23 protein-coding genes, 1 other RNA gene and 1 pseudogene are annotated in these 25,914 nt (G+C 62.8%); 13 read left to right on the top strand and 12 right to left on the bottom strand.

The window, feature by feature from the left end; all coding sequences use genetic code 11:
* Positions 1-4: 4 nt before the first annotated feature.
* The 3 genes from modA to AC0L2Y_RS15175 form a co-directional block, all read right to left on the bottom strand.
* Complete coding sequence (gene modA, locus AC0L2Y_RS15185) at positions 5-796, bottom strand: molybdate ABC transporter substrate-binding protein (protein ID WP_473557356.1); 792 nt, start codon at positions 794-796, stop codon at positions 5-7.
* Positions 797-1,038: 242 nt separating this feature from the next.
* Positions 1,039-1,833 carry a thymidylate synthase gene (locus AC0L2Y_RS15180; RefSeq protein WP_473557354.1) on the bottom strand — a complete coding sequence of 265 codons (795 nt, stop codon included), beginning with the start codon at positions 1,831-1,833 and terminating at the stop codon, positions 1,039-1,041.
* Between the two features lie 111 nt (positions 1,834-1,944).
* The gene (locus tag AC0L2Y_RS15175) at positions 1,945-2,256 is read right to left on the bottom strand and encodes a DUF2853 family protein (protein ID WP_023676702.1); all 312 of its coding nucleotides are present in this window, start codon (positions 2,254-2,256) and stop codon (positions 1,945-1,947) included.
* Between the two features lie 163 nt (positions 2,257-2,419).
* On the opposite strand from AC0L2Y_RS15175, the gene ssrA reads away from it, so the two are divergent.
* Positions 2,420-2,775: a transfer-messenger RNA gene (gene ssrA / locus AC0L2Y_RS15170) on the top strand.
* 74 nt (positions 2,776-2,849) lie between these two features.
* On the opposite strand, the gene AC0L2Y_RS15165 is transcribed toward ssrA, so the two are convergent.
* The gene (locus AC0L2Y_RS15165) at positions 2,850-4,649 is read right to left on the bottom strand and encodes an acetolactate synthase 3 large subunit (RefSeq protein WP_473557351.1); all 1,800 of its coding nucleotides are present in this window, start codon (positions 4,647-4,649) and stop codon (positions 2,850-2,852) included.
* A gap of 402 nt (positions 4,650-5,051) precedes the next feature.
* Here AC0L2Y_RS15165 and AC0L2Y_RS15160 point away from each other — a divergent pair, with 402 nt between their 5' ends.
* Entirely contained in the window at positions 5,052-5,792 is a 741-nt protein-coding gene (locus AC0L2Y_RS15160) for an SDR family oxidoreductase (RefSeq protein WP_473557349.1), read from the top strand.
* A 72-nt stretch (positions 5,793-5,864) separates the two neighbouring features.
* Here the strand turns inward: AC0L2Y_RS15160 and AC0L2Y_RS15155 are convergent.
* Together AC0L2Y_RS15155 and AC0L2Y_RS15150 are read right to left on the bottom strand one after the other, a co-directional pair.
* Positions 5,865-6,680, bottom strand: a pseudogene (locus tag AC0L2Y_RS15155) (LysR family transcriptional regulator); the annotation flags it as partial.
* A 101-nt stretch (positions 6,681-6,781) separates the two neighbouring features.
* Complete coding sequence (locus AC0L2Y_RS15150) at positions 6,782-7,987, bottom strand: multidrug effflux MFS transporter (protein WP_023676705.1); 1,206 nt, start codon at positions 7,985-7,987, stop codon at positions 6,782-6,784.
* Positions 7,988-8,155: 168 nt separating this feature from the next.
* Between AC0L2Y_RS15150 and AC0L2Y_RS15145 the strand changes: the two genes are divergently transcribed.
* The 4 genes from AC0L2Y_RS15145 (at position 8,156) to AC0L2Y_RS15130 (ending at position 9,980) form a co-directional block, all read left to right on the top strand.
* The gene (locus tag AC0L2Y_RS15145) at positions 8,156-8,845 is read left to right on the top strand and encodes a TetR/AcrR family transcriptional regulator (protein WP_473557346.1); all 690 of its coding nucleotides are present in this window, start codon (positions 8,156-8,158) and stop codon (positions 8,843-8,845) included.
* 134 nt (positions 8,846-8,979) lie between these two features.
* Positions 8,980-9,516 (top strand): SspB family protein, encoded by a 537-nt coding sequence (locus AC0L2Y_RS15140; RefSeq protein WP_352863770.1) that lies wholly within the window; start codon positions 8,980-8,982, stop codon positions 9,514-9,516.
* An 18-nt stretch (positions 9,517-9,534) separates the two neighbouring features.
* Positions 9,535-9,738: a DUF4169 family protein gene (locus AC0L2Y_RS15135; RefSeq protein WP_473557344.1), complete on the top strand. Its 204-nt coding sequence runs from the start codon at positions 9,535-9,537 to the stop codon at positions 9,736-9,738.
* A gap of 20 nt (positions 9,739-9,758) precedes the next feature.
* Entirely contained in the window at positions 9,759-9,980 is a 222-nt protein-coding gene (locus AC0L2Y_RS15130; RefSeq protein ID WP_352490316.1) for a ribbon-helix-helix domain-containing protein, read from the top strand.
* A gap of 3 nt (positions 9,981-9,983) precedes the next feature.
* Here AC0L2Y_RS15130 and AC0L2Y_RS15125 read toward each other — a convergent pair whose 3' ends face one another.
* A complete protein-coding gene (locus AC0L2Y_RS15125; protein WP_352564505.1) occupies positions 9,984-11,777 on the bottom strand; it encodes a chloride channel protein in 1,794 nt (597 codons plus the stop codon).
* Positions 11,778-11,931: 154 nt separating this feature from the next.
* Here AC0L2Y_RS15125 and AC0L2Y_RS15120 point away from each other — a divergent pair, with 154 nt between their 5' ends.
* Positions 11,932-12,369 (top strand): MarR family winged helix-turn-helix transcriptional regulator, encoded by a 438-nt coding sequence (locus AC0L2Y_RS15120; RefSeq protein WP_352490318.1) that lies wholly within the window; start codon positions 11,932-11,934, stop codon positions 12,367-12,369.
* 11 nt (positions 12,370-12,380) lie between these two features.
* Here AC0L2Y_RS15120 and AC0L2Y_RS15115 read toward each other — a convergent pair whose 3' ends face one another.
* Positions 12,381-16,466, bottom strand: a complete 4,086-nt coding sequence (locus tag AC0L2Y_RS15115) for an AsmA family protein (protein ID WP_473557341.1) — start codon at positions 16,464-16,466, stop codon at positions 12,381-12,383.
* 93 nt (positions 16,467-16,559) lie between these two features.
* Positions 16,560-17,975: an FAD-binding oxidoreductase gene (locus AC0L2Y_RS15110; protein WP_352490320.1), complete on the bottom strand. Its 1,416-nt coding sequence runs from the start codon at positions 17,973-17,975 to the stop codon at positions 16,560-16,562.
* Between the two features lie 119 nt (positions 17,976-18,094).
* Here AC0L2Y_RS15110 and AC0L2Y_RS15105 point away from each other — a divergent pair, with 119 nt between their 5' ends.
* From AC0L2Y_RS15105 to AC0L2Y_RS15095, 3 genes are all read left to right on the top strand, one after another.
* Positions 18,095-18,580 carry a thioesterase family protein gene (locus tag AC0L2Y_RS15105; protein ID WP_473557338.1) on the top strand — a complete coding sequence of 162 codons (486 nt, stop codon included), beginning with the start codon at positions 18,095-18,097 and terminating at the stop codon, positions 18,578-18,580.
* Between the two features lie 147 nt (positions 18,581-18,727).
* Positions 18,728-18,925 carry a hypothetical protein gene (locus AC0L2Y_RS15100; protein WP_352466944.1) on the top strand — a complete coding sequence of 66 codons (198 nt, stop codon included), beginning with the start codon at positions 18,728-18,730 and terminating at the stop codon, positions 18,923-18,925.
* A 169-nt stretch (positions 18,926-19,094) separates the two neighbouring features.
* Positions 19,095-19,448 carry a hypothetical protein gene (locus AC0L2Y_RS15095; protein ID WP_473557336.1) on the top strand — a complete coding sequence of 118 codons (354 nt, stop codon included), beginning with the start codon at positions 19,095-19,097 and terminating at the stop codon, positions 19,446-19,448.
* Positions 19,449-20,230: 782 nt separating this feature from the next.
* Here the strand turns inward: AC0L2Y_RS15095 and AC0L2Y_RS15090 are convergent.
* The gene (locus AC0L2Y_RS15090; RefSeq protein WP_473557527.1) at positions 20,231-20,710 is read right to left on the bottom strand and encodes an Lrp/AsnC family transcriptional regulator; all 480 of its coding nucleotides are present in this window, start codon (positions 20,708-20,710) and stop codon (positions 20,231-20,233) included.
* A 90-nt stretch (positions 20,711-20,800) separates the two neighbouring features.
* Between AC0L2Y_RS15090 and AC0L2Y_RS15085 the strand changes: the two genes are divergently transcribed.
* The gene (locus AC0L2Y_RS15085) at positions 20,801-21,703 is read left to right on the top strand and encodes an EamA family transporter (protein WP_473557334.1); all 903 of its coding nucleotides are present in this window, start codon (positions 20,801-20,803) and stop codon (positions 21,701-21,703) included.
* Here the strand turns inward: AC0L2Y_RS15085 and AC0L2Y_RS15080 are convergent, their stop codons facing one another.
* On the bottom strand, positions 21,704-22,603 hold the full coding sequence (locus AC0L2Y_RS15080) for a dienelactone hydrolase family protein (RefSeq protein WP_473557332.1): 900 nt from the start codon (positions 22,601-22,603) through the stop codon (positions 21,704-21,706).
* 265 nt (positions 22,604-22,868) lie between these two features.
* Between AC0L2Y_RS15080 and AC0L2Y_RS15075 the strand changes: the two genes are divergently transcribed.
* Together AC0L2Y_RS15075 and AC0L2Y_RS15070 are read left to right on the top strand one after the other, a co-directional pair.
* Positions 22,869-23,009, top strand: coding sequence for a hypothetical protein (locus tag AC0L2Y_RS15075; RefSeq protein WP_352490323.1), 141 nt, complete (start codon positions 22,869-22,871; stop codon positions 23,007-23,009).
* Between the two features lie 9 nt (positions 23,010-23,018).
* Complete coding sequence (locus tag AC0L2Y_RS15070; protein WP_473557329.1) at positions 23,019-23,450, top strand: hypothetical protein; 432 nt, start codon at positions 23,019-23,021, stop codon at positions 23,448-23,450.
* 10 nt (positions 23,451-23,460) lie between these two features.
* Here AC0L2Y_RS15070 and AC0L2Y_RS15065 read toward each other — a convergent pair whose 3' ends face one another.
* Entirely contained in the window at positions 23,461-25,773 is a 2,313-nt protein-coding gene (locus tag AC0L2Y_RS15065) for a glucose/quinate/shikimate family membrane-bound PQQ-dependent dehydrogenase (RefSeq protein ID WP_473557327.1), read from the bottom strand.
* Positions 25,774-25,914 lie beyond the last annotated feature (141 nt).

Below are 25,914 nucleotides of genomic sequence, written 5' to 3'. Positions count from 1 at the left end.
TTCTTCAGTTGCTCGGCGCGAGGATTGTAAAACCTTGCGCCTTGAAGAGTTCGCCAGCCTTTGCGGATTGCAGGCATTTCAGGAACGCCGGGGTATGCTTGCCCTTCGAATCCGCAAGCTGGGCAACCGGATAGATGATCGGCGGATGTGTATTGTCGGGGAAAGCGCCGATCACCTTCACGCCGGGCTCCGCATGCGCATCCGTGGCATAGACGATGCCGAGTGCTGCCTCGCCGGTCGACACCAGTTTTAGGGCGGCGCGCACGTTCTCGGCCTGCGCCACCTTGCCTTCGACGGAAGACCAGACGCCGAGCGATTCGAGGGCTGCCTTGCCGTATTTGCCTGCCGGCACCGCCTTGACATCGCCCATGGCAAGTTTGCCGTCACCGACCAGTCCGGCAAGATCGAACCCCTTTTCAATCCTGGCCTCGACCTTGGAATCCTGCGGCGCAATCAGCACGATCTGGTTGCCAAGCAGTTTCACTTCGGTTTCGGGCTTGGTCAACTTCCTGTCGGAAAGATATTTCATCCAGTCGAGATCGGCCGAGATGAACACGTCCGCCGGCGCGCCGCTTTCAATCTGCTTGGCCAGCGCCGAGCTCGCCGCATAGGAAATGGTTGCCGCCTCGCCGACATCGGCCTCGCAGGCCTTGTTGACGGCATCGAGCCCGTCCTTCAGACTCGCCGCAGCAAACACGACCACCTTGTCATCGGCATGGGCAGCCGACACCGCGGCCATCAGCATGGCGGTGAGACCCGCGATGGCAATCGTCGTCGAACCTTTGCGCGCCAGCATGAAACTCTCCTCGTCTCGGAACGCCCGAAGCCGTCCATCGATATATCCATGTGAACATAACAAGGAAAGGCTCTTTACCGGCGACGGCATTCTGAGCTCAGGTTTCTCGGCGTGCGATAACCTCCGTTGGATACAGCGGTATCGAGGCCAAAGGAAATATCACATGAAATCAGTACCCGCGGCACGGGCAAACGAGGGCGCAGCCGCAGTAGGCAATTTCGATATGGACAGTCAGGTAGGTCCTAGACCGCGATCGGCGCCTTGATCGTCGCGTCGGCGAAATAGTTCTCGAGCCGGAAATCCTCGAAGCGGAAGGCAAAGAGATCCTTCACCTCGGGATTTATCCAGAGCGTCGGCAACGCCTTGGGCGTGCGCCGCAATTGTTCGCGCGCCTGCTCGAAATGGTTCGAGTAAAGATGTGCGTCGCCGAGCGTGTGGATGAAATCGCCGGGTTTCAATCCGGTCACCTGCGCCACCATCAGCGTCAACAACGCATAGGAAGCGATGTTGAACGGCACACCGAGAAAGATATCGCCCGACCGCTGATAGAGCTGGCAGGAAAGCTTGCCTTCAGAAACATAAAACTGGAACAGGCAATGGCAGGGCGGCAACGCCATGGCCTCCACCTCGGCCGGGTTCCACGCCGAAACAATCAGCCGCCGCGAATTAGGATTTTTGCGTATCTCCTTCAGAAGATTCGCAATCTGGTCGATGGCACCACCCTGGCCGTCCGGCCACGAACGCCACTGTTTGCCATAGACCGGGCCGAGATCGCCGTTCTCGTCGGCCCATTCATCCCAGATCGAGACGCCGTGATCGTTGAGATATTTGATGTTGGTGTCGCCGGCCAGGAACCACAAAAGCTCGTGGATGATCGACTTCAGGTGCAGCTTCTTGGTGGTGGTGACCGGAAAGCCGCGGGCCAGGTCGAAGCGCATCTGATAGCCGAATACCGAGCGCGTTCCGGTGCCGGTACGGTCGCCGCGATCGGCGCCGTTTTCCAGCACATGCTGCAGAAGGTCGAGATACTGGCGCATCGGCTCCGATCCGATTCGGGTTGTCAGTCATCATAGCCGAATGACCGTCGGCCGAACACAGCAAAGCGAGACGATTCCACCGGAGCCCACCGGCACCGGCGGCGAGTTTGTTCAGAGCGAGCCGAGCATGCCCAGATCCTTGGCGACGAGATAATAGAAGGTCACCCGGCTCTTGCTGTTGTCGGCCGCCATCGCCTTGCAGGTCTTTTCGATAGCCGCATCTGCCTTGGCGCCGTCGGTGACGCCGAGCTTGCCGGCGACCCAGCTGTTCCTGACGCGCTTCAGTTCCTCCGGGTCGGTGCAGGACACCAGCGAGGAATCGCGGTTCCTGAGCGCGATGCCCAGATGCTTGACGATCTTGGCGACCGCGTCGGCATCCGCCGCCGCATCATATTTCTTTACGTCTGCGAGATAGTCGGCCATCGAATTTCCCCTCGTCGGCGCCACGGGATCCGGTCGATGAGGATTGTGGCGCGCTGCCGCAAATTATGCGCTAGGTCTCCTCACCGCCACAAAGCTTCGGTTGAGACCGGCGGCAAGTCAACCCCTCGATGATCCACTTTGACACGGACGAAAGTGGCATTCCGGCCTTTCATTTTCCACCGCCAGTCCCTATATTCGCGTCGTCGGCTCGACCGACTATGGTGATAAACAGGCGATGAAATAAGCCGTTCGGACCCGGGGGCGGTACCCGGCGCCTCCACCAAAAACCGCTGTTCAGGAGCGGCTTTTGCTGGGGGCGAAATAGGATCGACGAAGGTGTAAAGATCGTACTTTTGCCCGGCATTGTACCACCGTTATCGGGCTAAACTTATAGTTGCCAACGACAACTATGCGGAAGCACGTCTCGCCGCGTAAGCGGTGCGATAGCTTCAATTCAAGCCCTAGTGGTTCGCACTTCTAGGCGGGGTTCGGAGGTACCTGGCAACAGAAACCTCCATTTCTCCCTTTTTGATATGTGCGGCTGCAGGCCTGGGCTTTTTATGCGCCCTGATGCGCCGAAGGCGCCGCGGCGTTTATACCAGTCCCTGGCTGACCGTATCGATCGCACCGGCGAATGTTTCACCTGTGGCCGCGTCGTCGGGCAACAGCATCTCATTGTGCCCCCTGCCCGTCTGGATCATCGGAAAACAATTGGCGAGCCTGGCAACACGACAGTCGAAGAGCACCGGCCGGTCCACATCGATCATTTCCTGTATCGCATCGTCAAGGTCGGCTGGTTTGTCGCAGCGCAGGCCGACCGCTCCGAACGCCTCGGCCAATTTGACAAAATCGGGCAAGGCCTCGGAATAGGAATGCGCGAGGCGGTTGCCGTGAAGAATTTGCTGCCACTGGCGAACCATGCCCATATATCCGTTGTTCAGGATGAATATCTTGATCGGCGCGTCGTACTGGACTGCAGTCGACATCTCCTTCATGGTCATCTGAACCGACGCGTCGCCGGCGATATCGATGACGAGGCTGTCCGGATGCGCGATCTGCACGCCCAGCGCCGCCGGCAGGCCGTAGCCCATCGTCCCGAGGCCGCCCGAACTCATCCAGCGGTTCGGCTTTTCGAAGCCGTAGAATTGGGCCGCCCACATCTGATGCTGGCCGACTTCAGTGGTGATGTATGTGTCGCGATCCTTCGTCAACTCATAGAGGCGCTGCACCGCATATTGCGGCATGATCACGTCCTTGTTCATCTCATAGGAGAATGAATTGCGCGCGCGCCAGCCGGCGATCTTTCTCCACCAGTCCTGGAGGCGGCCTCGATCCGGTTTCTGAGGCAATGCGCGCCATTGACGAACCATGTCATCCAGAACATTGCCGACATCGCCTTGTATGCCGATATCGACATGGACGTTCTTGTTGATCGAGGACGGATCTATATCGATATGGATCTTGCTGGAGTTGGGCGAAAAAGCATCCACACGCGAGGTCACGCGGTCGTCGAAGCGCGCGCCGATACAGATCATGACGTCGCAATCGTGCATCGCCATGTTCGCCTCATAGGAACCGTGCAGACCGACCATCTTGAGCCAGTTCTTGCCGGAGGCGGGGTAAGCCCCAAGGCCCATAAGCGTCGAGGTGACCGGAAAGTCGGTCAGTTGAACCAGCTCCCGAAGCAATCTCGATGCTTCCGGGCCGGAATTGACGATGCCGCCGCCGGCATAAATAACGGGACGGCTCGCATTGGCCATCAATTCTAGCGCCTGGCCGATCTTGCCGATATCGCCCTGCAGCTTCGGTTGATAGCTCTTCAGTGCGACAACGTCCGAAGGCGGCGTGTACACGCCGGACGCAAACAGAACGTCCTTTGGCATGGCGACGAGAACCGGCCCCGGTCGCCCCGACCTGGCGATGTGGAATGCCCTATGGATCGCTGACGCCAGGTCATTGACGTCTTTGACCAAAGAGTTGTGCTTGGTGCAGGATCGCGTGATGCCAATCGTGTCACATTCCTGAAAGGCATCGGAGCCGATCAATGTTGTCGGCACTTGTCCGGACAGACAGACAATCGGCACCGAATCCATCAGCGCGTCTTGCAGGGGCGTCACGGCATTCGTCGTGCCTGGGCCTGACGTGACCAGCATCACGCCGACCTTGCCCGTGGACCGGGCATAACCCTCGGCGGCATGGCCGGCGCCCTGTTCGTGGCGCACGAGGATATGCTTGATGTCGTCCTGCTGGAATATCTCGTCATAGATCGGCAATATGGCCGCGCCGGGATAGCCGAAAATATGCTCCACCCCATTGTCTTTGAGTGCGCGGAGAACGATCTCCGCTCCTGTCATGCGGTTGCTCGTATCCCGAATGGAATTATCGCTTGTCATGGTTCTGTCCCGTAGCGTGATGAGGATGGGTTGACGGGGCATCGCCGAAATCGGGCGTAAGAGGATTTTCGGGCATAAAAAAGGCCCCGTCGGGAGCCTGTTTGTCGCGCACGGGTGGCTGTCGCCGGATGGTTACACCATCCTGCCCGTGCGCTTTCCTACCACTGCAAGAACCATTGCGATCGTCATTATGATCGCTGCTACACAGAAAATCGCGCATCGTCAACGTCTCGGGCTGAGGCGTCTCAGGCTGAGGCGAAAGCCCAACAGCCTCCCATCATCGGAACCTCCGATGGCAGCATTCGTTTCTTCCCGTTTCCCTTCTTCCACGCCTTTGCGGGACAAGGCCTCAGTTTCTCGCCGCGTGTGGTCATGCCCGGCGAGCTGCCTCATGGAGATAAGATGAACCAGGAAACCACACCAAAACACGAACGCATCCTGATCGTTGGCGGCAGTTCCGGCATGGGGCTGTCGCTTGCCGAACAGCAGCTTGCCGCCGGGGCCGAGGTTACGATCGTCGGGCGCTCCGAGGACCGGTTGTCGGCCGCGCGGCAGCGCTTGCCTCATCCGGAAAGGCTGAGGACGATAGCAGCCGACGTCACAAACGAGGACGAGGTCCAGCGCCTGTTCCAGGATGTCGGCACGCTCGACCACATCGTCTCGACCGCCGCCGACGTTACCGGCGTCTATGTGTTGCTTCCCGAGATGGATATCTCGGTGGCGCGGAAAGTGATGGATTCCAAAATCGTCGGGCCGCTGCTTCTTGCCAAGCATGGCGCGCCTCGTCTGACGCCCGGCGGATCGATCACGCTGACCTCGGGCATCGCCGCCTATCGTCCGGCGGCGAAAGGCTCGGTGGTGGCAGCCGTTAATGGGGCCCTTGGCTCACTCGCCTGCGCGCTTGCCATCGAACTGGCGCCGGTCCGCGTCAACGTCGTTTCGCCCGGCTGGGTCGACACGCCGATTTGGGATGCCGTCGTCGGCAGCGGCAAGACGGCCGCGCTGGAGGCCATGGCAAAGCGCCTGCTCGTCGGCCGGATCGGCCAGGCAGCCGACGTTGCCCAAGCCATTACGTCCCTGATGCACAACGGCTTCATCACCGGAACCGTGCTTCATGTCGATGGCGGCCAGCGGCTGGTCTAGTGACGGCCAAATTTCGCGTACCATTGCGAGGAACAGCCGCAAGACCGGCGCTTGAATGCGCCGGTGGCGCCATACCATGGTGACCGGCGTCACCGGGCTGCTTCCGACCCAAGGCAGCACGACGATATTGGCGTCAGCGGCAGAAGCCACGAGACGCGGGACCAGCGCGCATCCCAGACCGCCTTCAACAAGGCTCCGTATCGCGCCCATGCTGGCGAACTCGCCAACCAGCCTCGGACGGTCGGGCAGCGTCGCTGCGAACGCTTCGTCGAACATCCGCCGATAGACGCAGCCGCGCTGGGTGACGAGGAAAGCCTCGTCAGCCAGATCGTCGGGCGTCATGGCAGAATGTCCGGCCAACCGGTGATTTGCCGGCATTATGGTGACGAGCTCTTCTACTGCCACTTGCTCGCTTCGCAGCTCCGGCGCCGCCGCCGGGACGGCCCCGAAATGGAAAGATACGTCCAGCGCCCCGCTTGTCACGCCGGCACGCAACCCACTGCTATCGTCCACCCTGAGGTTCAGTTCCACATCGGGATGACGCCGATGGAATTCCCCCAGCAAAGCTGGCAAGCGTGTCGAGCAAAGCGTCTCCAGGCCGCCGACCGTCAGGCGGCCGGCAAGCGTGCCGCTCGCGTCGGCGACAGCGGAACGGGCTTCGTCCGCGAGGTCGAGGAGATCGTTTGCGTAGTCCAGCAGGCGCTGTCCCGCCGCCGTCAGCTTCAAGCCACGCCGTGACCTGTCGAACAGCGACGTGCCCAGATCGGCTTCCAGCGCCTGGATCTGTTCGGTCACGCTCGATTGGGCAAGATGAACCCGCTCGGAGGCGCGCGTGATGTTCAAGGTGGTGGCGACCGCCACGAAGGTCTTGAGATGTCGAAGCTGCATGTCCTGAACCCGTCATATAGGCATAGGCTGCTTTGAACCGGGACCGCAAACGTGAAAAGGCCGGGAACATCGCCCGGCCTTTTTGTCTCGATAGGTGAAGCTTACTCCGCCGGCGCTTCCGCAACGTCCCGGCTGCGGCCGAGCGTTATCTTGGCCAGCGTGAAGGAGATCGCCGCGCAGAGCGTGATGCCCGCCACCATCGGCAGCGGCGTGCCGTCGAAAAACACGCCGGCGACGCCCATGGCGACCGCGCCGATGGCGAAATGCAGCGTGCCCATCAGCGCCGACGCCGTGCCGGCGATCTCGCCATGCTCTTCCATGGCCAGCACCGACGTGGTCGGGATGACCAGGCCGAGAAAGCCGTAGCCGATGAACAGCAGCGCCGCCATCACGTCGAGCCGGTCGACACCCGATGCCATCACCGCGAACAGCACCACCATCGTCGTCGCATAGCCGGTCACCGCGACACGCACCACGCGCTGCAGCCCGAACCGCTCGGATAGCAACCCGGTCAGCTGCGACATGCCGATAAAGGCAACCGCATTGATCGAGAAGAACACGCTGTAAACCGAAGGCGACAGGCCATAATGGTCGATCAGGATGAAGGACGAGCTCGACAGATAGACGAAGAAGCTCGCAATGCCGAAGCCGGCGATGGCCGTCAGGCCAAGGAAGTTGCGGTCGCCCATCAGGAAGCGGTAGCCTGAAAGTGCCGTCCCGAAAGACGACCCGGCGCGCTCCTCGACCGGCCGCGTCTCCTTGAGCGAGGTCGCCAGCAGGATGGTGGCGAGCACGGCCGCGCCCGTCACCGTCCAGAACACGGCGCGCCAGCCGAAGTTCTCGATGATCTGGCTACCGGTCAGCGGTGCCAGGATCGGCGACACCGAAAACACCAGCATCAGTAGCGACATCAGCTTGGCGGCCTCGGTGCCGGTATGCAGGTCGCGCACGATGGCGCGCGGCACGGCCATGCCGGCGCTGGCGCCGAGCCCTTGCAGGAAGCGGAAGGCGATCAGCCATTCGATCGAGGGAGCCAGCGCCGAGCCGACGCCGCCGACCATGAACAGCGCCAGGCCGCCGTAGAGCGGCAGCTTGCGGCCGACCATGTCGGAGATCGGTCCGACGACGATCTGGCCGAAGCCCATGGAAAGAAAGAAGATCAGCAGGCTCATCTGCACCGCGGCAGTGCCGGCATGCAGATCCTCGCCGATCGACGGCAGGGCCGGAAGATACATGTCGATGGCAAACGGGCCGATCGCGGACAATAGGCCGAGCACGACCGCAATGCGGAGGAATTTGGCGTTCATGATAGCAGGCTCTTTCGAATTCTGGTTGCCGCCGAGGACCGACGTGTAACCCTAGGACGTTCCATCCCGTGGAGTTCCGACTCTTCTGCGGACCGAAACCCCCTTCGTGCAAGTCCACAAATTTAGACAGGCTTGTCTAATTCGTCAACCACCTCTATATAGTTTTGCATGAAGGCCAACGTCTCTCCTGACATTTTCCCGCCGCGAGGCCACGAGGCCAAGCGCATGTCGATTGTCGATGCCGCCGCCTCGGTCTTCTGCCGCGAAAGCTTCGCCGGTGCCAATATCGACATGATTGCCGCCGAGGCCGGCGTCTCCCGCCAGACCATCTACAATCATCACGGCGACAAGGAAAAACTCTTCGTTGCCATCGTCCGTGACCTCACCGAACGTTGCAATGCCGGCATCTTTGCCACGATTTCCACTTTTCCCGATCAGCCGAAGGATCTCGAGGCCGACCTCATCGCCTTTGCTGTGCGGATGAATCACAACTGCATCTGCAACCGCGACGGCAAATTCCTGCGCAAGCTGATCCAGACCGAAGGCGGGCGCTATCCCGAGTTGTTCGCCGAATGGCGCGAAGAAGGACCGGGCAGGACATGGCCGGCGATCGCCGCCCGCTTCGCCCGCCTCGCTCATGCCGGCTTCCTTGATATCGACGATCCCGATGTCGCAGCGCGCCAGTTCATGGCGCTTGCCAATGCCGAGTTGCAGACGACCTTCATGCTCGGCGGTACACCAACCGAGGACGAGGTGGTGCAATCGGCGACAAATGGCGTGCGCACGTTCCTGCGCGCCTTCGGCAAGCGGCAGCCGGTGTTCCGGGCAAGCAAACAGGGCGCGCTCGCCAACGCTTGACGATCAAAGCCGTTTGACGATCAAATCGTCGCCAATGGGCTTCGCTTCCGCACGCCGGCGATCTATATCCGGTTTACGCCGCGCTCAAGCTTGATTACAGCTATCAGGACGATTCAACGGAACCCGACAGCCACATGGCCGACGACCACATCCGCTACGACATTCTGGCCCAGGAGGCGTTGCGCGGCGTCATGCGCAAGGTCCTGGCCGAGGTCGCGCGCACCGGTCTCCCGGGCAACCATCATTTCTTCATCACCTTTCTCACCGGCGCGCCGGGTGTGCGCGTGTCGTCGCGGCTGCGCGAGCGCTATCCCGAACAGATGACCATCGTCATCCAGTTCCAGTATTGGGACCTGAAGGTGAGCGACACCGGTTTCGAAGTCGGGCTGTCGTTTTCCGATGTCCCGGAAAAACTGGAAATCCCGTTCTCGGCCGTGCGCGGCTTTTACGACCCGTCCGTCAACTTCGAGCTCGAATTCGACGTCAAGACGGATGCCCCGGCTGAACAGGAGACAAAGGCCAAGCCTGCTCCCGAGCCGCTGGCCATCGTCGCAGAGAAAAAACCCGAGACGAAGAAGAAAGCCGCCGAGGCAGAAAAGAAGCCTGCCGCGGCCGACGCCGGCGCCAAGGGGGCCGACGTGGTGTCGCTTGACGCCTTCCGCAAGAAGTGACCCGACGGGCGGCGTGACATGGCCGAGATCGTCAATCTCCGTCAGGCACGCAAGCGGAAGGCGCGAGCCGAGAAGGAGCGCCTGGCCGAACAGAACCGGGCGCTGCATGGCCGTTCCAAAACCAGCCGGGATCGCGACCGCCTGATCGCCGACAAGGCGGATAAATTCGTCGCCGGCCATCGCCGCGAAAAATCGGGCGATCCGGACGAATCCGATGCTTGAAGTGTGAGTAGGATCGTCGCGTGAGCCCGGTGGAAAAGCGCTCGGTCACCATTCGTGGTCACCGCACCAGCTATTCGCTTGAAAAGCCTTTTTACGACGACCTGGTCGCTATTGCGGATGTGCGAAAATTGACGCTCGCCGCCCTTGTCGCCGAAATCGACGAGAGCCGCCCGCGTGATGCCAACCTCTCCTCGGCACTCCGGCTCTATGTGCTGGATTGGGCCAAGCGCGGCAGGTTGTAGCCTTCAGGCAACGCTATCCTGTTTCCTGCGCCGCGTGCCAAAGCCCAGCAAAGCCGAGCGGTCGCGTTCTTCGGCCTGTTTCTTCGATCTGACGCGCATCAGGTCCTTCCAGCCGACATAGCCCACCAGCCGGGCATTTTCTCGCGTGACGACCGGCAGATGGGACACGTTCGCCATCAGCAGCTTGTCGGAGAGGCCCTCGAGATACTCATCCGGATAGGCCAGCGTGACCTTGCTGCCGGCCAGCAGTTCGCCAAGCATCGTCGTGCGGTGTTTACCGGCGCGTCTCCAGCGCAGGATCGCCGGCGGGTCGATAACGCCGAGCACGTGGCCCTCTTCATCGACGACCGGAAAGCTCGGATGCCGCGTCTCGGGCGCCGTCAGGAACGCTGCCGCGCCGTGCAGCGTCATCGTCGCCGGCACGCTTTCGACCTCGCTGGTCATCACCTCGCGCACCCTTGTCAGGGCGAACGGATCGACACGGTATTCGCGAACCATGTGATGCCCTCGCCTCGCGATTTTTTCGGTGAGGATCGAACGCTTCATCAACAGCACAGTCACCGCATGCGCGGTGGCGGTCGCCGCGATCAGCGGCACCAAGACATGGGTGTTGCCGGTCAGTTCGACCGCAAAGAAGGTGGCGGTCAGCGGCGCACGCATGGTGCCGCCCATCGTCGCCGCCATCGCCAGCAGCGCCCAGAAGCCCGGATCCGCGGCCGGCAGGAAGCCAGCGAGGACCGCGCCCATCGCCCCGCCCATGATCAGCAGCGGCGCCAGCACACCTCCCGACGTCCCCGAGCCGAGTGCGACCGACCAGATGATCGCCTTCACCACCAACAGGGTGAGCGCAGCGGTCGCTATCGTGCGGCCATCCAGCATGTCGGCGATATTGTCATAGCCGACGCCGAGCGCCTGCGGCTCGATCAGCCCGCCAATGCCTACCACCAGGCCGCCGAGCATCGGCCACCACATCCAGTGGATGGGCAGCTTCTGGAAACCGTCCTCGCAGGCGTAGACCATCTGGGTCAGCAACCCCGATAGCAGCCCGGCTGCCAAGCCGACCAGCAGCCAGCCGGCAAGGCCGGGAAATGAAACCTCCATGCCGCCCTGAAACGGGAAGATCGGCCCAGGCAGATGCAGCATGGTGCGCTCGACCTCGGCAATGATGGCAGCGACCGCCACGGGAATGAAGCTGCGCGGCGTCCACTCGAAGAGCAGCAATTCCACTGCAAGCATGATGGCGGCGATCGGCGTTCCAAACACGGTGGTCATGCCGGCCGCCGCACCCGCCACCAGCAGTGTCTTGCGTTCATTGTCGCTGACCGGCAGCATCTGCGCGATCAGCGAACCGATGGCGCCGCCGGTCATGATGATCGGCCCTTCCGCGCCGAATGGCCCGCCGGTACCGATCGAGACTGCCGACGACAACGGCTTCAGGATTGCCACCTTGGCGTCGAGCCGCGAGCGTCCGAGCAGGATCGCCTCGATGGCTTCGGGAATGCCGTGGCCGCGGATCTTTTCGCTTCCGAAGCGAGCCATCACACCGATGATCAGTGCCCCGATCACCGGAACAAATACCGAGGCATAGCCAAGCGGCGTATCCTGCAGTTTCAGGTCGGCGAGCGTGAACTGGCCAAAATAGGCGATGTTCGTGGCAAGCCGGATCAGCTTCAAAAGGGCAATGCCGGCAAACAACCCCGCCGTTGCCACCACCACCGCGATGCCGGCAATGAGCAGCACCCTGGCATCGGTGGTAAAATCGCGCAGATGGCCGGGGTTGGAATGATCGGATTTCATTTGCAAACCTTGCTTTCTGGCGGCGTGCCGACTTGCGGATCGGTCGCTGGCCGTGCCACCGAAGATGGCGGGGACCAGCCACGTTGGTTCGCTCTGTATCGTAACACGATATAAATATTCAAGGCCCGTTTGCGGCTTTGTCGGAAAGGAATCGATGGCAGACACTTCGAAGCCACAAAAGCGCGGCGCCACGATCGGGCCGGCCGACTACCAGAGGCTGTCCGAATTTCGCTACCTGATCCGCTGCTTTCTCGAATTCAGCCAGATCCAGGCGCAGGAAGCCGGCCTGACGCCACGCCAGCACCAGGCCCTGCTTGCGATCAAGGGATTTCCCGGAGGAGGGCCGGTGACCATTGGTGACCTCGCGGAGCGCCTGCGCATCCGCCATCACAGCGCCGTGGAATTGGTCAACCGTCTTTGCGAAGCCGGGCTCGTCGCGAGAGATAACGACGAGGAGGACCACCGCCGCGTGCTGCTGCGGCTGACCGAGCGCGCCGACCACAGTCTCGCCGATCTGTCAGCCGCTCATCTCGACGAACTCGGGCGGATCGAGCCGATGCTCAAGCGCTTGCTTGCTGGACGCGACACATAAGGGAAGAGCCGTCACCCGCCATTCAGCGATTTTAGCAGATCGTCGATCGACGAGGGATCGAACTTGAGCTTTGGCGGCGTCGGCACTGGCGGTGGCACGTTATTTGCGGCCGGTGGCGCCCGTTCCGCTCGCTCCGCCGCGGCCTTGCGTTCGGCGTCGAGCCTTGCCTTCTCTTCCGAGGCGATCCGCAACGCCTCTACCGCCCTCTGGCGTTGCTGTTCTTCGGCCTGCGCTGCTTCCTCGGCAGCCTGTTGCGCCGCCTTGGCTTTGGCTTCGGCATCCGCTTCGGCCTTTGCAGCCGCCTCGGCTTTCGCCCTGGCCTCCGCTTCGGCCTTCGCCGCTGCATCCGCCTTCGCCTTGGCTTCAGCCTGCGCCCTGGCCTCCGCTTCGGCTTGGGCCTGCGCCTCAGCTTTGGCCTTTGCTTTGGCGTCCGCTTCAGCCTTCGCCTCAGCTTCAGCTTTCGCCTTGGCCTCAGCTTGCGCCCTCGCCTCCGCTTCGGCCTCCGCTTCGGCTTGGGCCTGAGCCTCGGCTTCAGCCTTTCCCCTGGCGTCGGCCTCAGCCTTCAGCCGCGCAGCTTCTTCCTGCTTGCGCCGTTCCTCCGCCGCTCTTTCACGCTCGGTTTGCAGGGCAGCGTAGTAGCGCACCTCCCGCCGCAGCCTTTGTTTCTCGAGCAGTGCGGCCTGCATGGCTTCGACCCGCTGCTGCTCCTTTTCCAGCGCACGCTGGGTCAGGAACTGTGCCAGCGGCTCGCTGTCGAACTGCCGTTTGGTGGCGCCGAACGGCCCGTCGACACTGAAATTCAAAACCGGTTCGGAGCCGACCAGCGCCTCGTCGCCGGGCCGGTAGGCGATCTCGCCCTTGGCATTGACGGTGCTGGTGTTCAGATCGGCGGTGATGTCGGCGGACAGCGTCGCGCCCGGGCTTTCGAATTTGACCGGCGGCGCCCTCAGCGTGCCGCCGGCGATGGTGAAGGCAATATCGGTGTCCTGCGCCGGAAAACTGCCGGCCGCGGCGATCTGCGGCACAAAGTCGGCAGTCTTCGACGCGTCGATATTGCGCCCTATCGCGTCGGCCTTGGCGATGAAAGCGCCAAAGGCATCCGGATTGAAGCCGGCAATAGTCATGCCCTTGAGCGTTGCCGTGCCGGAACCGGACAGCGCCGCAACCATCGCGTCGACCGATTTGCCGCTGGTCGAAAGCGCCGTCGAGAACTCGCCGCTTCCGCTGATGCCGGCGTCCGGCAGCACGGCTATCAAATCGGCGCCGGCGAGTTTCATCTGACCGGAGAAGAGCCCGGTGCCGTCATTGTTCTTGAGCTCGAACAGGCCACTCAACGCGCCGCCGAGGAACTTTGCTTTGAGGTCGGAAACGCGGATGCCCTCCTGGTCGAGCTGCAGCGACAGCGCAGCGTCATAGGCGGTGGCAAGCGGGCCGGCGGAAAGCGACGCCGCCGTCAGATCGAGATCGGCGGTAAATGGCAGACTGGATTTCTGGCTGAACGGTGCTGTCGGCCAGGCCCCGTCATTGACAAGGAAGGCCTGGTCGCCGAACAGCATCACCGCCATCGGATCGAGGTCCAGCTCGTCCAGCGACAGCGCGCCGGCAAGATGCGGCAGCCCCTCTTTCACGTCGATATTTACGTCACCGGAAACCGCCGCTTCATTGACGGCGCCGCTGAGGCCGCTCAACACAAGGAGACCGTTGCCGTAGTCGGCATCGGCAGCAAGCGACGTCGACATACCGGTCCCCATGCCGGGCAGGCCGACGCCGGTCGTCATCAGCCATGGCTCGATGTCGGCCGTTTCAAGGCTGACCTTGCCCTTGGCGGCCGCGCCCTGAGGCGTGTCGGCAATTGTCCCGTCGAAACCAGCCTTGAAGTCATTGCCGGCCAGGCTGAATCGTGTCGCCAGGCCGCCGCCAAGCGTGCCTTTGGCCGAGACGTCGGTGGTCGCCTCGCCAAGCATGCCGAGTGGCAGCGCCGGCAGACCGTAAAGCGCCAGAAGCGCGGTGGCGTCGGCGTTCCTTGCGTTGAAGGTCAGCGTCACCGGCGCTTCGAAAGGCCGGTCGAGCGCCCCTTTGCCGGACAGCGATGCGGAAAAGGCCGAGCCACCGGCCTTGCCCTGTGCGCTCATTGCCAGTCCCGTCGTACCGTCGCCATTGTCTGCGGCACTCGTGACCGCGTCGATACGCGCATCCTGGAACAGCTCAGGATAGGCAGCAGCCCTCGCCGCCAGCCCCTTCAGAACCGCATTGTCCGGATAATGCCGGACGGCGACGTCGATCAGCGGCTTGAGGTCGACGGCGACCACAGAGGCGTCGAGCTTGCCGGTCGGGCTCGCCGGGAAATCCTTGATCCGGCCGGTGGCGCTGATCGAGGCGCCGGCAAGTCCGCCGACCGACAGCCGGTCGATCTCAAGCAGCCCATCGCGCAATCTAAGTGCGGTGTCGACGCTGTCGGCGGTCAGGCCGCCGGCGCTGACCGGCCCGGCCTTGATTCGGAAGTCGAGGTCGCGGTCGGAAAAGCGGTTGGCGCCCTTGTCGCTGACGAAGATCGAGGCGAAGGCGGCGAGCCCATCGACATCGAGTTCGCCGCCTTCCAGTTGCATCAGCACCGATGGCCTGGTGTCGTCGGGCTGGCTGGAATCGATGCGGCCGGAGAACTTCGCCTTGCCGAGGATGAGTTCGAGATCGCTGAAGGCCTGGCGCTTCTCGCTCAAATCCACCTTGGCCTTGAAGCCGGCGGCCGGCAAGCGGCGGATCGCCTCGTCGACGTCCTTCGACAGCCATGCGGCAAAGCCGGAGGGCTGCGCCACCGCCAAAAGCAGCGATCCGGTGAAACCGAAATGATCTTCGACGCTGACCATGCCATTGGCTTCCAGCTTGGCGCGGCCGGGCAGTGTCGCGGCCAGCGATTTTACCGCCCAGCCGCCCTCTGCCGGTTCGGCGGACAGGTGCACGTCGCGAACCGTGGTGTCGCCTGCCACCACCGCCGGCAGTTTCACCTCGACCGTGCCCGGTATGGTCGGCTTCGGCAGATCGAGCAGCGCCTGCTCGAGCGCCGCCACCCGCTCGGACAGCGTCAATCCGGCACCGGCCGCCGCCCCCACGGCCTCATCGAACTGCACCTGGGCACCATTGGCCTCGATCGAGAAATGCGGCTTCAGCCCAAGGTCGACCGTAGCCTTGCCGTCGGCGGTGTAGGGATTGTCGAGAGGCCCGGTCTCGAAGCGGAATTCGTCGACGCCGAGCTTCTGGTGGTCGAGCGAAAACTTGCCGTTCAGCCTGAAGCCCGGGTCCGGTTTGCCGGCGCTGACTTTCAGCGCCTCGCCGCCGGTGCCCAGCTGCCGCGCCGCAGTCCGGTCTGCGCCCGATATCTTGAACTGGCCCGAATAGACGGCGGCGCCCTCGACGAGGCCCACATTGCCGTCGGTCTCGATGGCCAGCGGATAGGCATCCGGATCGGCCTTGAGCCTGAGTCGCATTTGCCCGTCCGGTTCGGCCTTGCCGGTGGAAGCGGCGATCGCGGTCCGCAACCCGTCCAGCAACAGCGAACCGTCCAGTCGCCAGGGGCCGGCTAGCGACTTGGCCGAGATCGTCGAGTTGATCCCGGAAATAAGATGGCTGCGCCCGCCGGCGGCGTGGCTAAGCGCGATCTGTCCTTCCGTCACCGTCAGCTTCTCGATGGAGATCTGGCCGGGATCGAAGGGCGAGGACGGCCGTATCGTCCAATCGACCGTGCCGTCGGCGGCGATGTCGATCGTCGCCTTCGGCCGCACCAGGCGCATGTCGAAGATCAGCACTTCACCGCGCAGAAATGGCGCGAGTTCTGCATCCATCGAAAAGGTTTCGACGGTCATCGCCGGCTGGCCGTTGGGACCACCGGCAACGGCGACGTTGGAGAAGGTCACCGAGGGGAACGGCAACAGCCTTGCCGTTGCATCGCCTCGCACGGTCACCTTGCGGCCCAGGACGGCACTCGCCTCGCGCTCGAAATCGGCACGGTAACCTGTCCAGTCGACAAAGTACGGCACCACCAGCGCCGCACACAGCACCAGCACGAGAAGCCCACCGAAGATCACGAACAGGCGTGCGAGCATGAACTCCTGGATAGTTGATTGAAAGTCAGTGGCACTCTACCCGCATCAGCGTGTCGATAAAGAGGCAAATAGGGGCGCGCCGGCGGCCCGATGTCAGTCCTTTCCCGGCAATATCTTGCCGGGGTTCATTATGTTCAGCGGGTCGAGCGCCTGCTTGATCGTGCGCATGATGTCGACGCCATGACCAAGCTCATGCCGCAGGAAGCCGATCTTGCCCTGCCCTATGCCGTGCTCACCAGTGCAGGTGCCGTCCATGGCGATGGCGCGCATATTGAGCCGCGCCACGAATTTTTCCGCCAGCGCGATCTCCTTCGGGTCGTCCACGTCCATCAGCACCAGCACATGGAAATTGCCGTCGCCGGCATGGCCGACGATCGGTGCGATCAGGCCCATCTCGGCGATATCCGCCTCGGTCTCGGTGACACATTCGGCAAAGCGCGAGATCGGCACGCAGACATCGGTCGACAGGCCCTTGGCGCCCGGCCGCAGCGTCAGCGACGACCAGTAGGCATCGTGCCTGGCCTTCCACAATTTCGTCCGCTCTTCGGCGACGCTGGTCCACAGGAACGGCCCGCCGCCATTTTCCTCGGCGATCATGCCGAACGTCTCGGCCTGTTCGGCAACGCTGGCATCGCTGCCGTGGAACTCGACGAACAGGCACGGGCTCTCCGGATAGTCGAGCTTCGAATAGGTCTTCATCGCCCGCATCTGCAGCGCGTTGACCAGTTCGATGCGCGCCACCGGAATGCCCATCTGGATGGTCGCGATCACCGCGTTGCAAGCCGCCTCGACGCTGGGAAACGGGCAGACGCCGCCCGAAATCGCCTGCGGAATGCCCTGCAGCTTCAAGGTCAACTGGGTGATGATGCCAAGCGTGCCCTCCGAACCGATCAGCAGCCGCGTCAGATCATAGCCGGCCGAGCTTTTCTTGGCGCGCTTGCCGGTCGTCACTGCTTCGCCGTCGGCCATCACCGCCGTCAGCGACAGGACGTTCTCGCGCATCGTGCCGTAGCGCACCGCGTTGGTGCCCGACGCACGCGTCGCAGCCATGCCGCCGAGCGACGCGTTGGCGCCCGGATCGATCGGAAAGAACAGGCCGGTGTCGCGCAGGTGCCGGTTCAGATCCTCGCGCGTGACACCGGGCTCGATGGTGCAATCGAGATCCTGCGGATTGACCGCAATGATGCGGTTCATGCGTGACGTATCGAGTGAGATGCCGCCGCCCGGCGCATTGGTGTGGCCCTCCAGCGAAGAGCCGACGCCAAAGGCAATCACCGGCACGCGATGTGCCGCGCATGCGCGCACGATCTCCTGCACCTCCTCCGTCGTCTCGGCAAAGGCGACACCGTCCGGCGCCTGCGTCGGGATATAGGTCGTGGTGTGCGCGTGCTGGGCGCGGATCGCCTGACCGGTCTGGAATCGCTCGCCGAGCCGCTGCTTGAGGATGCCGAGTACGGCGGCGATCCCTTCTTCATTGCGCTCGACCGGATTGAGGTCGCTTAGAGCCATCGATTCCTCCGCGAATGGACCAGCGTCCACCCTTGTTCTGCATCTAGGGATGCGTAGTCTCACCAACCACGCTCTGTCCAGTCCACGCTCATCCCGGCATGACGAGAAGGAAGTTTCCGATGCCCATTCCCGCCCCTTTCGTCTCTCGCGCCATGGACGTCGAGGAGGCCTGGATCGACTACAACGGCCATCTCAACATGGCCTATTACAACGTGCTTTTCGACCGTTGTTCCGACGAAGCCTTCGAGATGATGGGGATGGGGCCGGATTATGTGAAGGAACGACGGCTCACCATCTACACCGCGGAGGTCCATGTCTGCTACGTCCAGGAACTGCATCTCGACCACAAGGTCACGGTCTCGTTCCAACTCCTCGACCATGACGAGAAGCGGCTGAGGGCCTATCAGGAAATCCGCCATCTGGATGGCTGGCTCGCCGCCACCTCCGAAACGCTGTCGCTGCATGTCGACATGGCTGGCCCGAAGGTCGCGCCCTTCCCCGCCGACGTCCTGGCCAGGGTGGAAGCGATGCGCGCCGCCCACGCCGCGCTGCCGATGCCCGAGCGCGCCGGCCGCTCGATCGGTATTCGTCGTAAGCCGGCTTGAACCGCGGTCCAACCGCCGTTAACCTTACCGAGGTTTTAACGTAAACAAGCCGAATTGAGACGTTGAACGACTCAGCGCGGCGTTGGAAAACCATCCGCATCGAATTGCGATACGGGCGGCGGAGCAGCAGCGGTTCGGGGAACGTGCATGAAAACCGACATCAAGGTCGAGGCAGACAGGCTGGCGGCTGATCCACGCATCACCGACTATGATTTCTGGCGCTCGCTGAAGAACCTCAACAACGAGATCTTCCACATCGCCAACAACAACGAGCCGATCCCCTTCGCCATGATCCGCTGGCGCGCCATCCTGAAGCAGGCGCGGATCAAACGCGGCCACGCCTAGCACCGCCGTTGTGAAATAGCTCTCTGCTACGCTGCCCTGTCCGCCTGCCGGCACCCCCTCTCCATCTCGCCGGCGCATTACCGTGATGGTTACAGCATCGGTGAGTTGGATTGTCTTGCCTCAGTGTAAGGAGATGAGGAGATATCGAGCGAAAGATCGGAGCCGAACTGTGCGGGTTGAGCTTTCCGGAGACTTCTATGCAGAGCCTGACGAAAATGGGGCGTACCAGTCGGGCAGTATTTACTACGTTGCTTACAACCGTAGCGGAGGTTCGCTCTGCACCCCGGTCGCGCTCTTCTATGTTTCACAGCCCCAGATCCCAGCCGAAGGCTACTTCAAACATTCAAGGCTGGACTGCTTTTTCAGCAACCGCACACTCGTTCGCAGCCCTGAAATTCTCGCGAAGAACCTCGCAGCGACGTTGATTGCACAGGGTGCCCTCTCCGAACCGTTCTGGCTTTCATGGCATCAGGCCGAGGAGTTGGCCGGGCAAGCCTACGGTGAGGTCTTTGATCTCGACTGACTCATTTGCGCTGGGAAATCCTCCACCTGCTTCAACTCCTCGAACATTTCCGACCCGAACACGATCTTGCTGCGACAGTTACAGCGCTAGTGAATCATATCGTATACTCCCTGCCGAAATGGATTGCTGGCGGATCGCGATGGAGATGCCGAATGGCGAATGACTCGCTGTCTGAAATCGAAGCAGACTTGCCGACATGGGCGGCGGCGATCGCTGATCGACTTGACTTCTTCCGGAGCCGGCATCTCAGCAAACACAGCATCAGTGAGTTGACGGTCGTTCTGGCTGCGCTTCGTCGCCGCGTCGCGGCACCAGGCGGTGGGATCAGGCTCTCCGCGCTTTTCTGCACGCCTGCCTGGCGCTGCTTGAAGAGGCAGCAGCCTCGCGAACAGACCTCGCGAGCATCTCCCGTGACTTGGCAACGATGTGCGACATGGCGCGAACATCCCTTGAGGGCGATTGCGACGATCGGCCATTAATGGACTATGAGGACGATATGAAAGGTTTGTCTGGTGCTTCACACTGGGCCGCCCGAGTCCCGAGTCGCGTGGTTTGGTTGGCCGCCGTGGCTGCCGAGGTGCTTGATGCGGAAGCCGAAGCCGCCGTTAGGCTGGTGAATGACCTGTCTGCCGTTGATGCGGACTTTCCTTTGCGCGCCCTTCGTGTGGCGTCCCGAGCTTAAGCGTCGTCTTGCGGCTCGTGCTTGCGACCGCTGCCGCCGCCCGATAGGGCTACGTGGCTGTTGCCTGCCCGCTCACGAATGATCGCCCCGCCCTTGAACATCAACCCTGCCGCTTTACCGCCTCCAGCGGCGATCGCGGCACCACCGGCGACGACTGGATGATCGCCGTGTTGGTCATCGCATAGGGAATGATGCGGTCGATCACCCGTTCGAGCTCGGCAACCGAGCCGACATGCGCCAGCGCGATGAAGCAGTCCTCGCCGGTCACCCGGTCGCATTGGGCGATTTCCGGCAGGTCGCGGATGATGTCGGCCACCACGGCGAGCTGTCCCGGCACCGGCCTGATGCGCAGCCACGCCGACAGCTTCATGCCGAGCGCGGCCGGATTGATGCGCACCGTATAGGCCTCGATCACGCCGCTTTCCTGCAGCCGCTTGATGCGCTCGGCAACGCTCGGCGCCGACAGGCCGACCGAGCGCGCCAGTTCGGCGGTGCTGGTGCGCGCATCCTTCTCCAGCAGGCGCAGGATTTTCAGGTCGGCCGGGTCCAGATCGCTAATTTCATTTCGAAGGCGTTTCAGCGGAATACTCCTTGCTTTCGGAAAGGAAATGGCCGCAATGCCAGGCCATCATCCATATCAATGGCAAAAATCGCCTGCGATACTGATCCCATGCAAGATCGGACGCAAGCCCCGGCAGCAAGTCCGGCACTCGCCGGCCCCGCCTTTACCTTGGCAAACGCGGTCCCGCCGCATCTCTGGTTCGGCGTCAGCGCCGTGTTCCACTATCTCGGACCGGCCTTCGCGGTGCTGCTGTTCCCGCATGTCGGCGTGCTCGGCATGGCTTGGCTGCGCATCGCCACCGCGGCACTCGTCTTTGCCCCATTGACCCGTCCATGGGCGGTCTTTGCCCGCGCCGATCGCTCGACGCGGTTGTTGCTTGTGGCTTTCGGCGCCTGCCTTGGGGTGATGAATTGCTCGTTCTACCTGGCGCTTGACCGCTTGCCGATCTCGCTGGTGGCGGCGATCGAATTCGTCGGCACCATCGGCGTCGCGCTTGTCGGCCTCAGAAGCCCGCGCAATCTCGTCGCCCTTGCTGTCGCCGTCGCCGGCACCTTGCTGCTGATCGACGTCAAATGGTCGAGCGATCCCGTCGGCCTGTTCTGGGCCTTCCTCAATGGGGCGCTGTTCGTCTTCTATATCGTGCTCGCCCACCGCGTCGCGCGCGCCGGCGCCGGCGACGGCATCGCCGGGCTGGGTGCCGCCATGGCGGTCGCCCTTCTCGTCGTACTGCCGATCGGTTTTGCCGATGCGCTGCCGGCTTTCTCGGTGCCGCCGCTGCTGCTTGCAGCGGTCGGCGTCGGCATCTGCTCGTCGGTCATTCCCTATGTTTGCGACCAGCTTGCCATGTCGCGGCTGCCGCGCTCCAGCTTCGCGCTGATGCTGTCTTTGCTGCCGGTCACCGCGTCGTTGATCGGCGTCATTGTGCTGCGGCAGGTGCCGAGCCTCACCGACTGCATCGGCATCGCGCTGGTGGTGGCCGGCGTTGCATTTCACAAACCGGCGCCCGCCTGATCAGGCCAGCTTCTCCTTGAGGAAGGCGATCGTCCGGCCCCAGGCGAGATCGGCCGCCTTCTTGTCGTAGCGGGCCGCCGACGTGTCGTTGTTGAAGGCATGGTTCGCGCCTTCATAGACATAGACCGAGTATTCGACATGGGCCGCGTCGAGTTCCTTCTTGAAGGCGTCGATGCCGGCATTGGTGCGGGTGTCGAGGCCCGCATAATGCAGCATGAGCGCGGCCTTGATCTTCGGCACGTCCTGGGCCTTCGGCTGCATGCCGTAATAGGCGACGGCGGCGCCGAGGTCCGGCGCGTTGACGGCCAGCATGTTCACCGTGCCGCCGCCCCAGCAGAAGCCGACGGCGCCGACCTTGCCGTTGCCGTCCTTGTAGCCCTTGAGGTAGGCGACCGTTGCCACGGCATTGGCGGCGACCTGTGCTGGATCGAGCTGGGAAAACAGGTCACGTGCCCTGTTTTCATCGTCCGGCGTGCCGCCGAGGGGTGTCATGAAGTCCGGTGCGAGGGCTACGAACCCTTCCAGCGCCACGCGCCGCGCCACATCGCGAATATGCGGGTTGAGGCCCCTGTTCTCATGCACCACGATGACGGTGCCGAGTTTGCCGGTCTGGTCCGCCGGCTTGACCAGATAGCCCTTCATCTGGCCGCCGCTGCCGGGATAGCTGATGTCCTCGCCTTTCACACGCGGATCGTCTTCCGCAACAATAGCCGCCTGGGCCGAGTTCGCCGCCAGCAGCGGCGCGATCGCGGCCGCTGCCGCACCCGATCCGGCAAGCCTGGTCAATTGCTCCATGAAGCGGCGGCGGTCGAGCGTCAGATGCGTGTATTCATCATAGGCATCGATCATCGCCTGAGTAATCACAGGCTCGGTGGAAGTGGGTCCGGCAGATGTTGTCATGGCGCGCTCCTCCTCGGCCCCCCGCGGCAACATAGAGCCGAAGCTTGCCTGGTCCAGTCACGGCTAAGTGAGGCTGCCATAAGTCCCTGCACGGAGGCCGTGATGCGCGCGTCTCACTGTCGTTAAATTTTGGTCCTTTGTGGCAATGCTAAATGCACGCACCACGATGTAAAAGAAGGGCTATGCGTTACTCGGGCCATTTGGCGAAGGAGAATGGCCATTTGGCGGGAAAAGAATGCCTGATTGACTACGAAGGAATACGCCAATGACCTTTCCCTCCGCGCTTCTGGCAAGTGGGTTCGCCCTCGCCGCTATGACTTTGCTGGCGCTGCGGTTCACCGCCTTCAAACGATCGTTGGTCAAGGTCCGCGCCAATCGGCACCCGCCCGCAAACACCAAAGCCTGAGGAAAGGTCATGGACGTTCAGGACATCATCAACACCGTCTCCCAGAAATCCGGTCTCAACCAGGCTTTAACGGAAAAGATCGCCGGCACGATTTTCTCGGTGCTCGAACACGAGGCGGAAGGCACGACCCTGTCCAGCTTCTTCGCCAAGATCCCGGGAGCCGACGCCCTGGCCAAGCAATATGATGTCATGGCTCCCGGCGCAGCTTCCGGTGGTGGCCTCCTGTCCTCGCTGGAGGGCGCGCTCGGCGGCGCTCTCGGTGACAAGACCGGCGCGCTGATCAACGGCGTCGCCATACTCAAGGCATCGGGCCTCACGCTGGCACAGATCAGCCAGGCCGGCACGATGCTGGTCCAGCAGGCCGAGACAGCCGCCGGCCCGCAGCTGACCAGTGAGGTACTTGCATCGGTACCCGACCTGAAGGGGCATCTCGGGCTCTGAAGGAACTTCTCTATTTCGGCAGCGTATAGGCCATCACATAATCGCCCGGCTTGGTGCCGACCGAGCCGTGGCCGCCGGCAACGATGACGACGAACTGGCGTCCGTCGGCTACCGTGTAGGTCATGGGTGTCGACTGCCCGCCCGCCGGCAGCCGCGCCTGCCACAGCTGCTTGCCGGTCGTCAGGTCATAAGCGCGCACATAGTCATCGACCGCCGCACCGAGAAAGGCGACGCCACCGGCTGTGATCATCGGCCCGCCAATGCCGGGCACGCCGACCTTGAACGGCAGCGGCAGCGGCGTCATGTCGTAGACGGTGCCGTTGCGATGCTTGTAGACGATCTTGCCGGTCCGAAGGTCGGCGCCCGCCACATAGCCCCAGGGCGGCGCCTGGCAGGGAATGCCGAGCGGCGACAGGAACGGCTTCAATATGACTGCGTAAGGCGCACCTTCATTGCGGTTCAGGCCCTGTTCGCTGCCCTTGGTGTCGCCGGGCGGCGGCACGTCGGCGCGCGGCACCAGCTTGGAGATGAACGCCAGGTATGTCGGCATGCCGAACATCACTTGCCGGACCGGATCGACTGCCACGCCGCCCCAGTTGAAGGTGCCGAAATTGCCGGGGTAGATCAGCGAGCCCTGCAGTGACGGCGGCGTATAGCGGCCCTCATAGCGCAGCTTCCGAAGCTCGATCCGGCAGGCCAGCTGGTCGAACATGGTGATGCCCCACATGTCGGCGCCAGTCAGCGGTTTCGGACTGAAGCTCAGGTCCGAGAGCGGCTGCGTCGGCGAGGTATGGTCGCCTTCGATCGCGCCGCCCGGCGCCGGTAGTTCCTTGACCGGAACGATCGGCTCGCCGCTGCGCCGGTCGAGCACGTAAAGGTCGCCCTGCTTGGTCGGCCCGACCAGCGCCGGCACCACGCCACTTTCCGTGGTGATGTCGACCAGCGCCGGCTGCGCCGGCACGTCCATGTCCCAGAGATCGTGGTGCACGGTCTGCCGCACCCAGCGCAATTGTCCGCTGTTGAGATCGAGCGCGGTGATCGACGAGGAGAATTTCTCGTCATTGGCGCTGCGCCCGGCGCCGAGCTGGTCCGGCGTCTTGTTGCCGAGCGGCACATAAAGTAGGCCGAGGTTCTCGTCGGCGCTTGCCGTCGACCACATGTTGGGCGAGTTGTTGGTATAGGTCTGGCCTGGCGGCAGCGGCGTCGTCTGGTCCGGATTGCCGGAATCCCAGTTCCACAACAGCGCGCCGGAGTCGGCATCGTAGGCACGGATGACGCCGGACGGCTCCTGCGTCGAATAATTGTCGTTGACCGCGCCGCCGACGATGATCTTGTTGGCGACGATCAGTGGGGCCGAGGTCGAATAATAATAGCCCGGCTTCGGATATGGCATGTTGGCGAGCAGGTTCAGCGTGCCACCTTCGGCGAAAGTCGGGCAGACTTGGCCGTTCGCGGCATCGAGCGCGATCAGCCGGGCGTCGGATGTCGGCAGATAGATGCGTGTGGCACAGGGCTGGCCGGCGGCGATCTTGGCGTCGGAATAATACGACACGCCGCGGCAGGTCTGGTGCTGGCGGTCCTTGTTGAGCTTGACCTGCGGATCGAAGCGCCATTTCTCCTTACCGCTCGCGGCATCGATGGCGATGGCGAAATTATGCGGCGTGCAAATATAGAGCGTGTCGGCAATCTTCAGCGGCGTCACCTGATAGGTCGTCTCGCCGATGTCGTCGGGCCCTTTCACGTCGCCGGTGCGATAGGTCCAGGCCGGCTGCAGATTGGCAACGTTTTCGGCGGTGATCTGGTCGAGCGGCGAATAGCGCTGGCCATATTGCGTGCGACCGTAATAGTGCCATTCGCCGGCCGGCACGTTGCCGCCGAGATCGGCCGTCGGCGTCACCTTGTCGGTGTTGAGTTCACCCGCAATATCCTTTGGATCGACCGTCATCGAATAGCCGGCGACGGCAAGCGAGGCCAGCACGGCGAGGATCAGCGGCGCGCGTCCGTCGGGACCGGTAAGCCCGCGCCGCGCCCATGGCGTCAACAGCCACAGCGCGACAAGCACGATGATGCCGCCGCGCGGGCCGAGTTCCCACCAGTCGAAGCCGGTTTCCCAGACCGCCCAGGCGAGCGTGCCGAGCACGATCGCGGCGTAGAGCCACAGCGCCGTGGATCTGCGCCTGTAGAGCAGCCAGGCGGCGACAAGGAAAGCTAGGCCGGCGATGACGTAATACCAGCTGCCGCCCAGCGTCACGAGCCAGATGCCGCCGCCGCCAAGCGCCAGGCCGATGAGAAAAAGGATCAGGGAGGTGATGACCACAGCCAAGACGGTGCTCCTTCGACTGGTGCGCTCCGCGACGCGTCCATGGGCAACCCCGCATTGCGTTCCTGCCCCCACGCAACTTTCTCCGGCCCGCCTTGTGTGTCAAGCGAGCTCGAAGCAATCCATGATCGGACCAACAACGAC

It is taken from the genome of Mesorhizobium sp. WSM4830 (genome assembly GCF_055811495.1).
The sequence above is the reverse complement of the archived record's forward strand: the minus strand, read 5'-3'. Positions and strand labels throughout refer to the sequence as shown.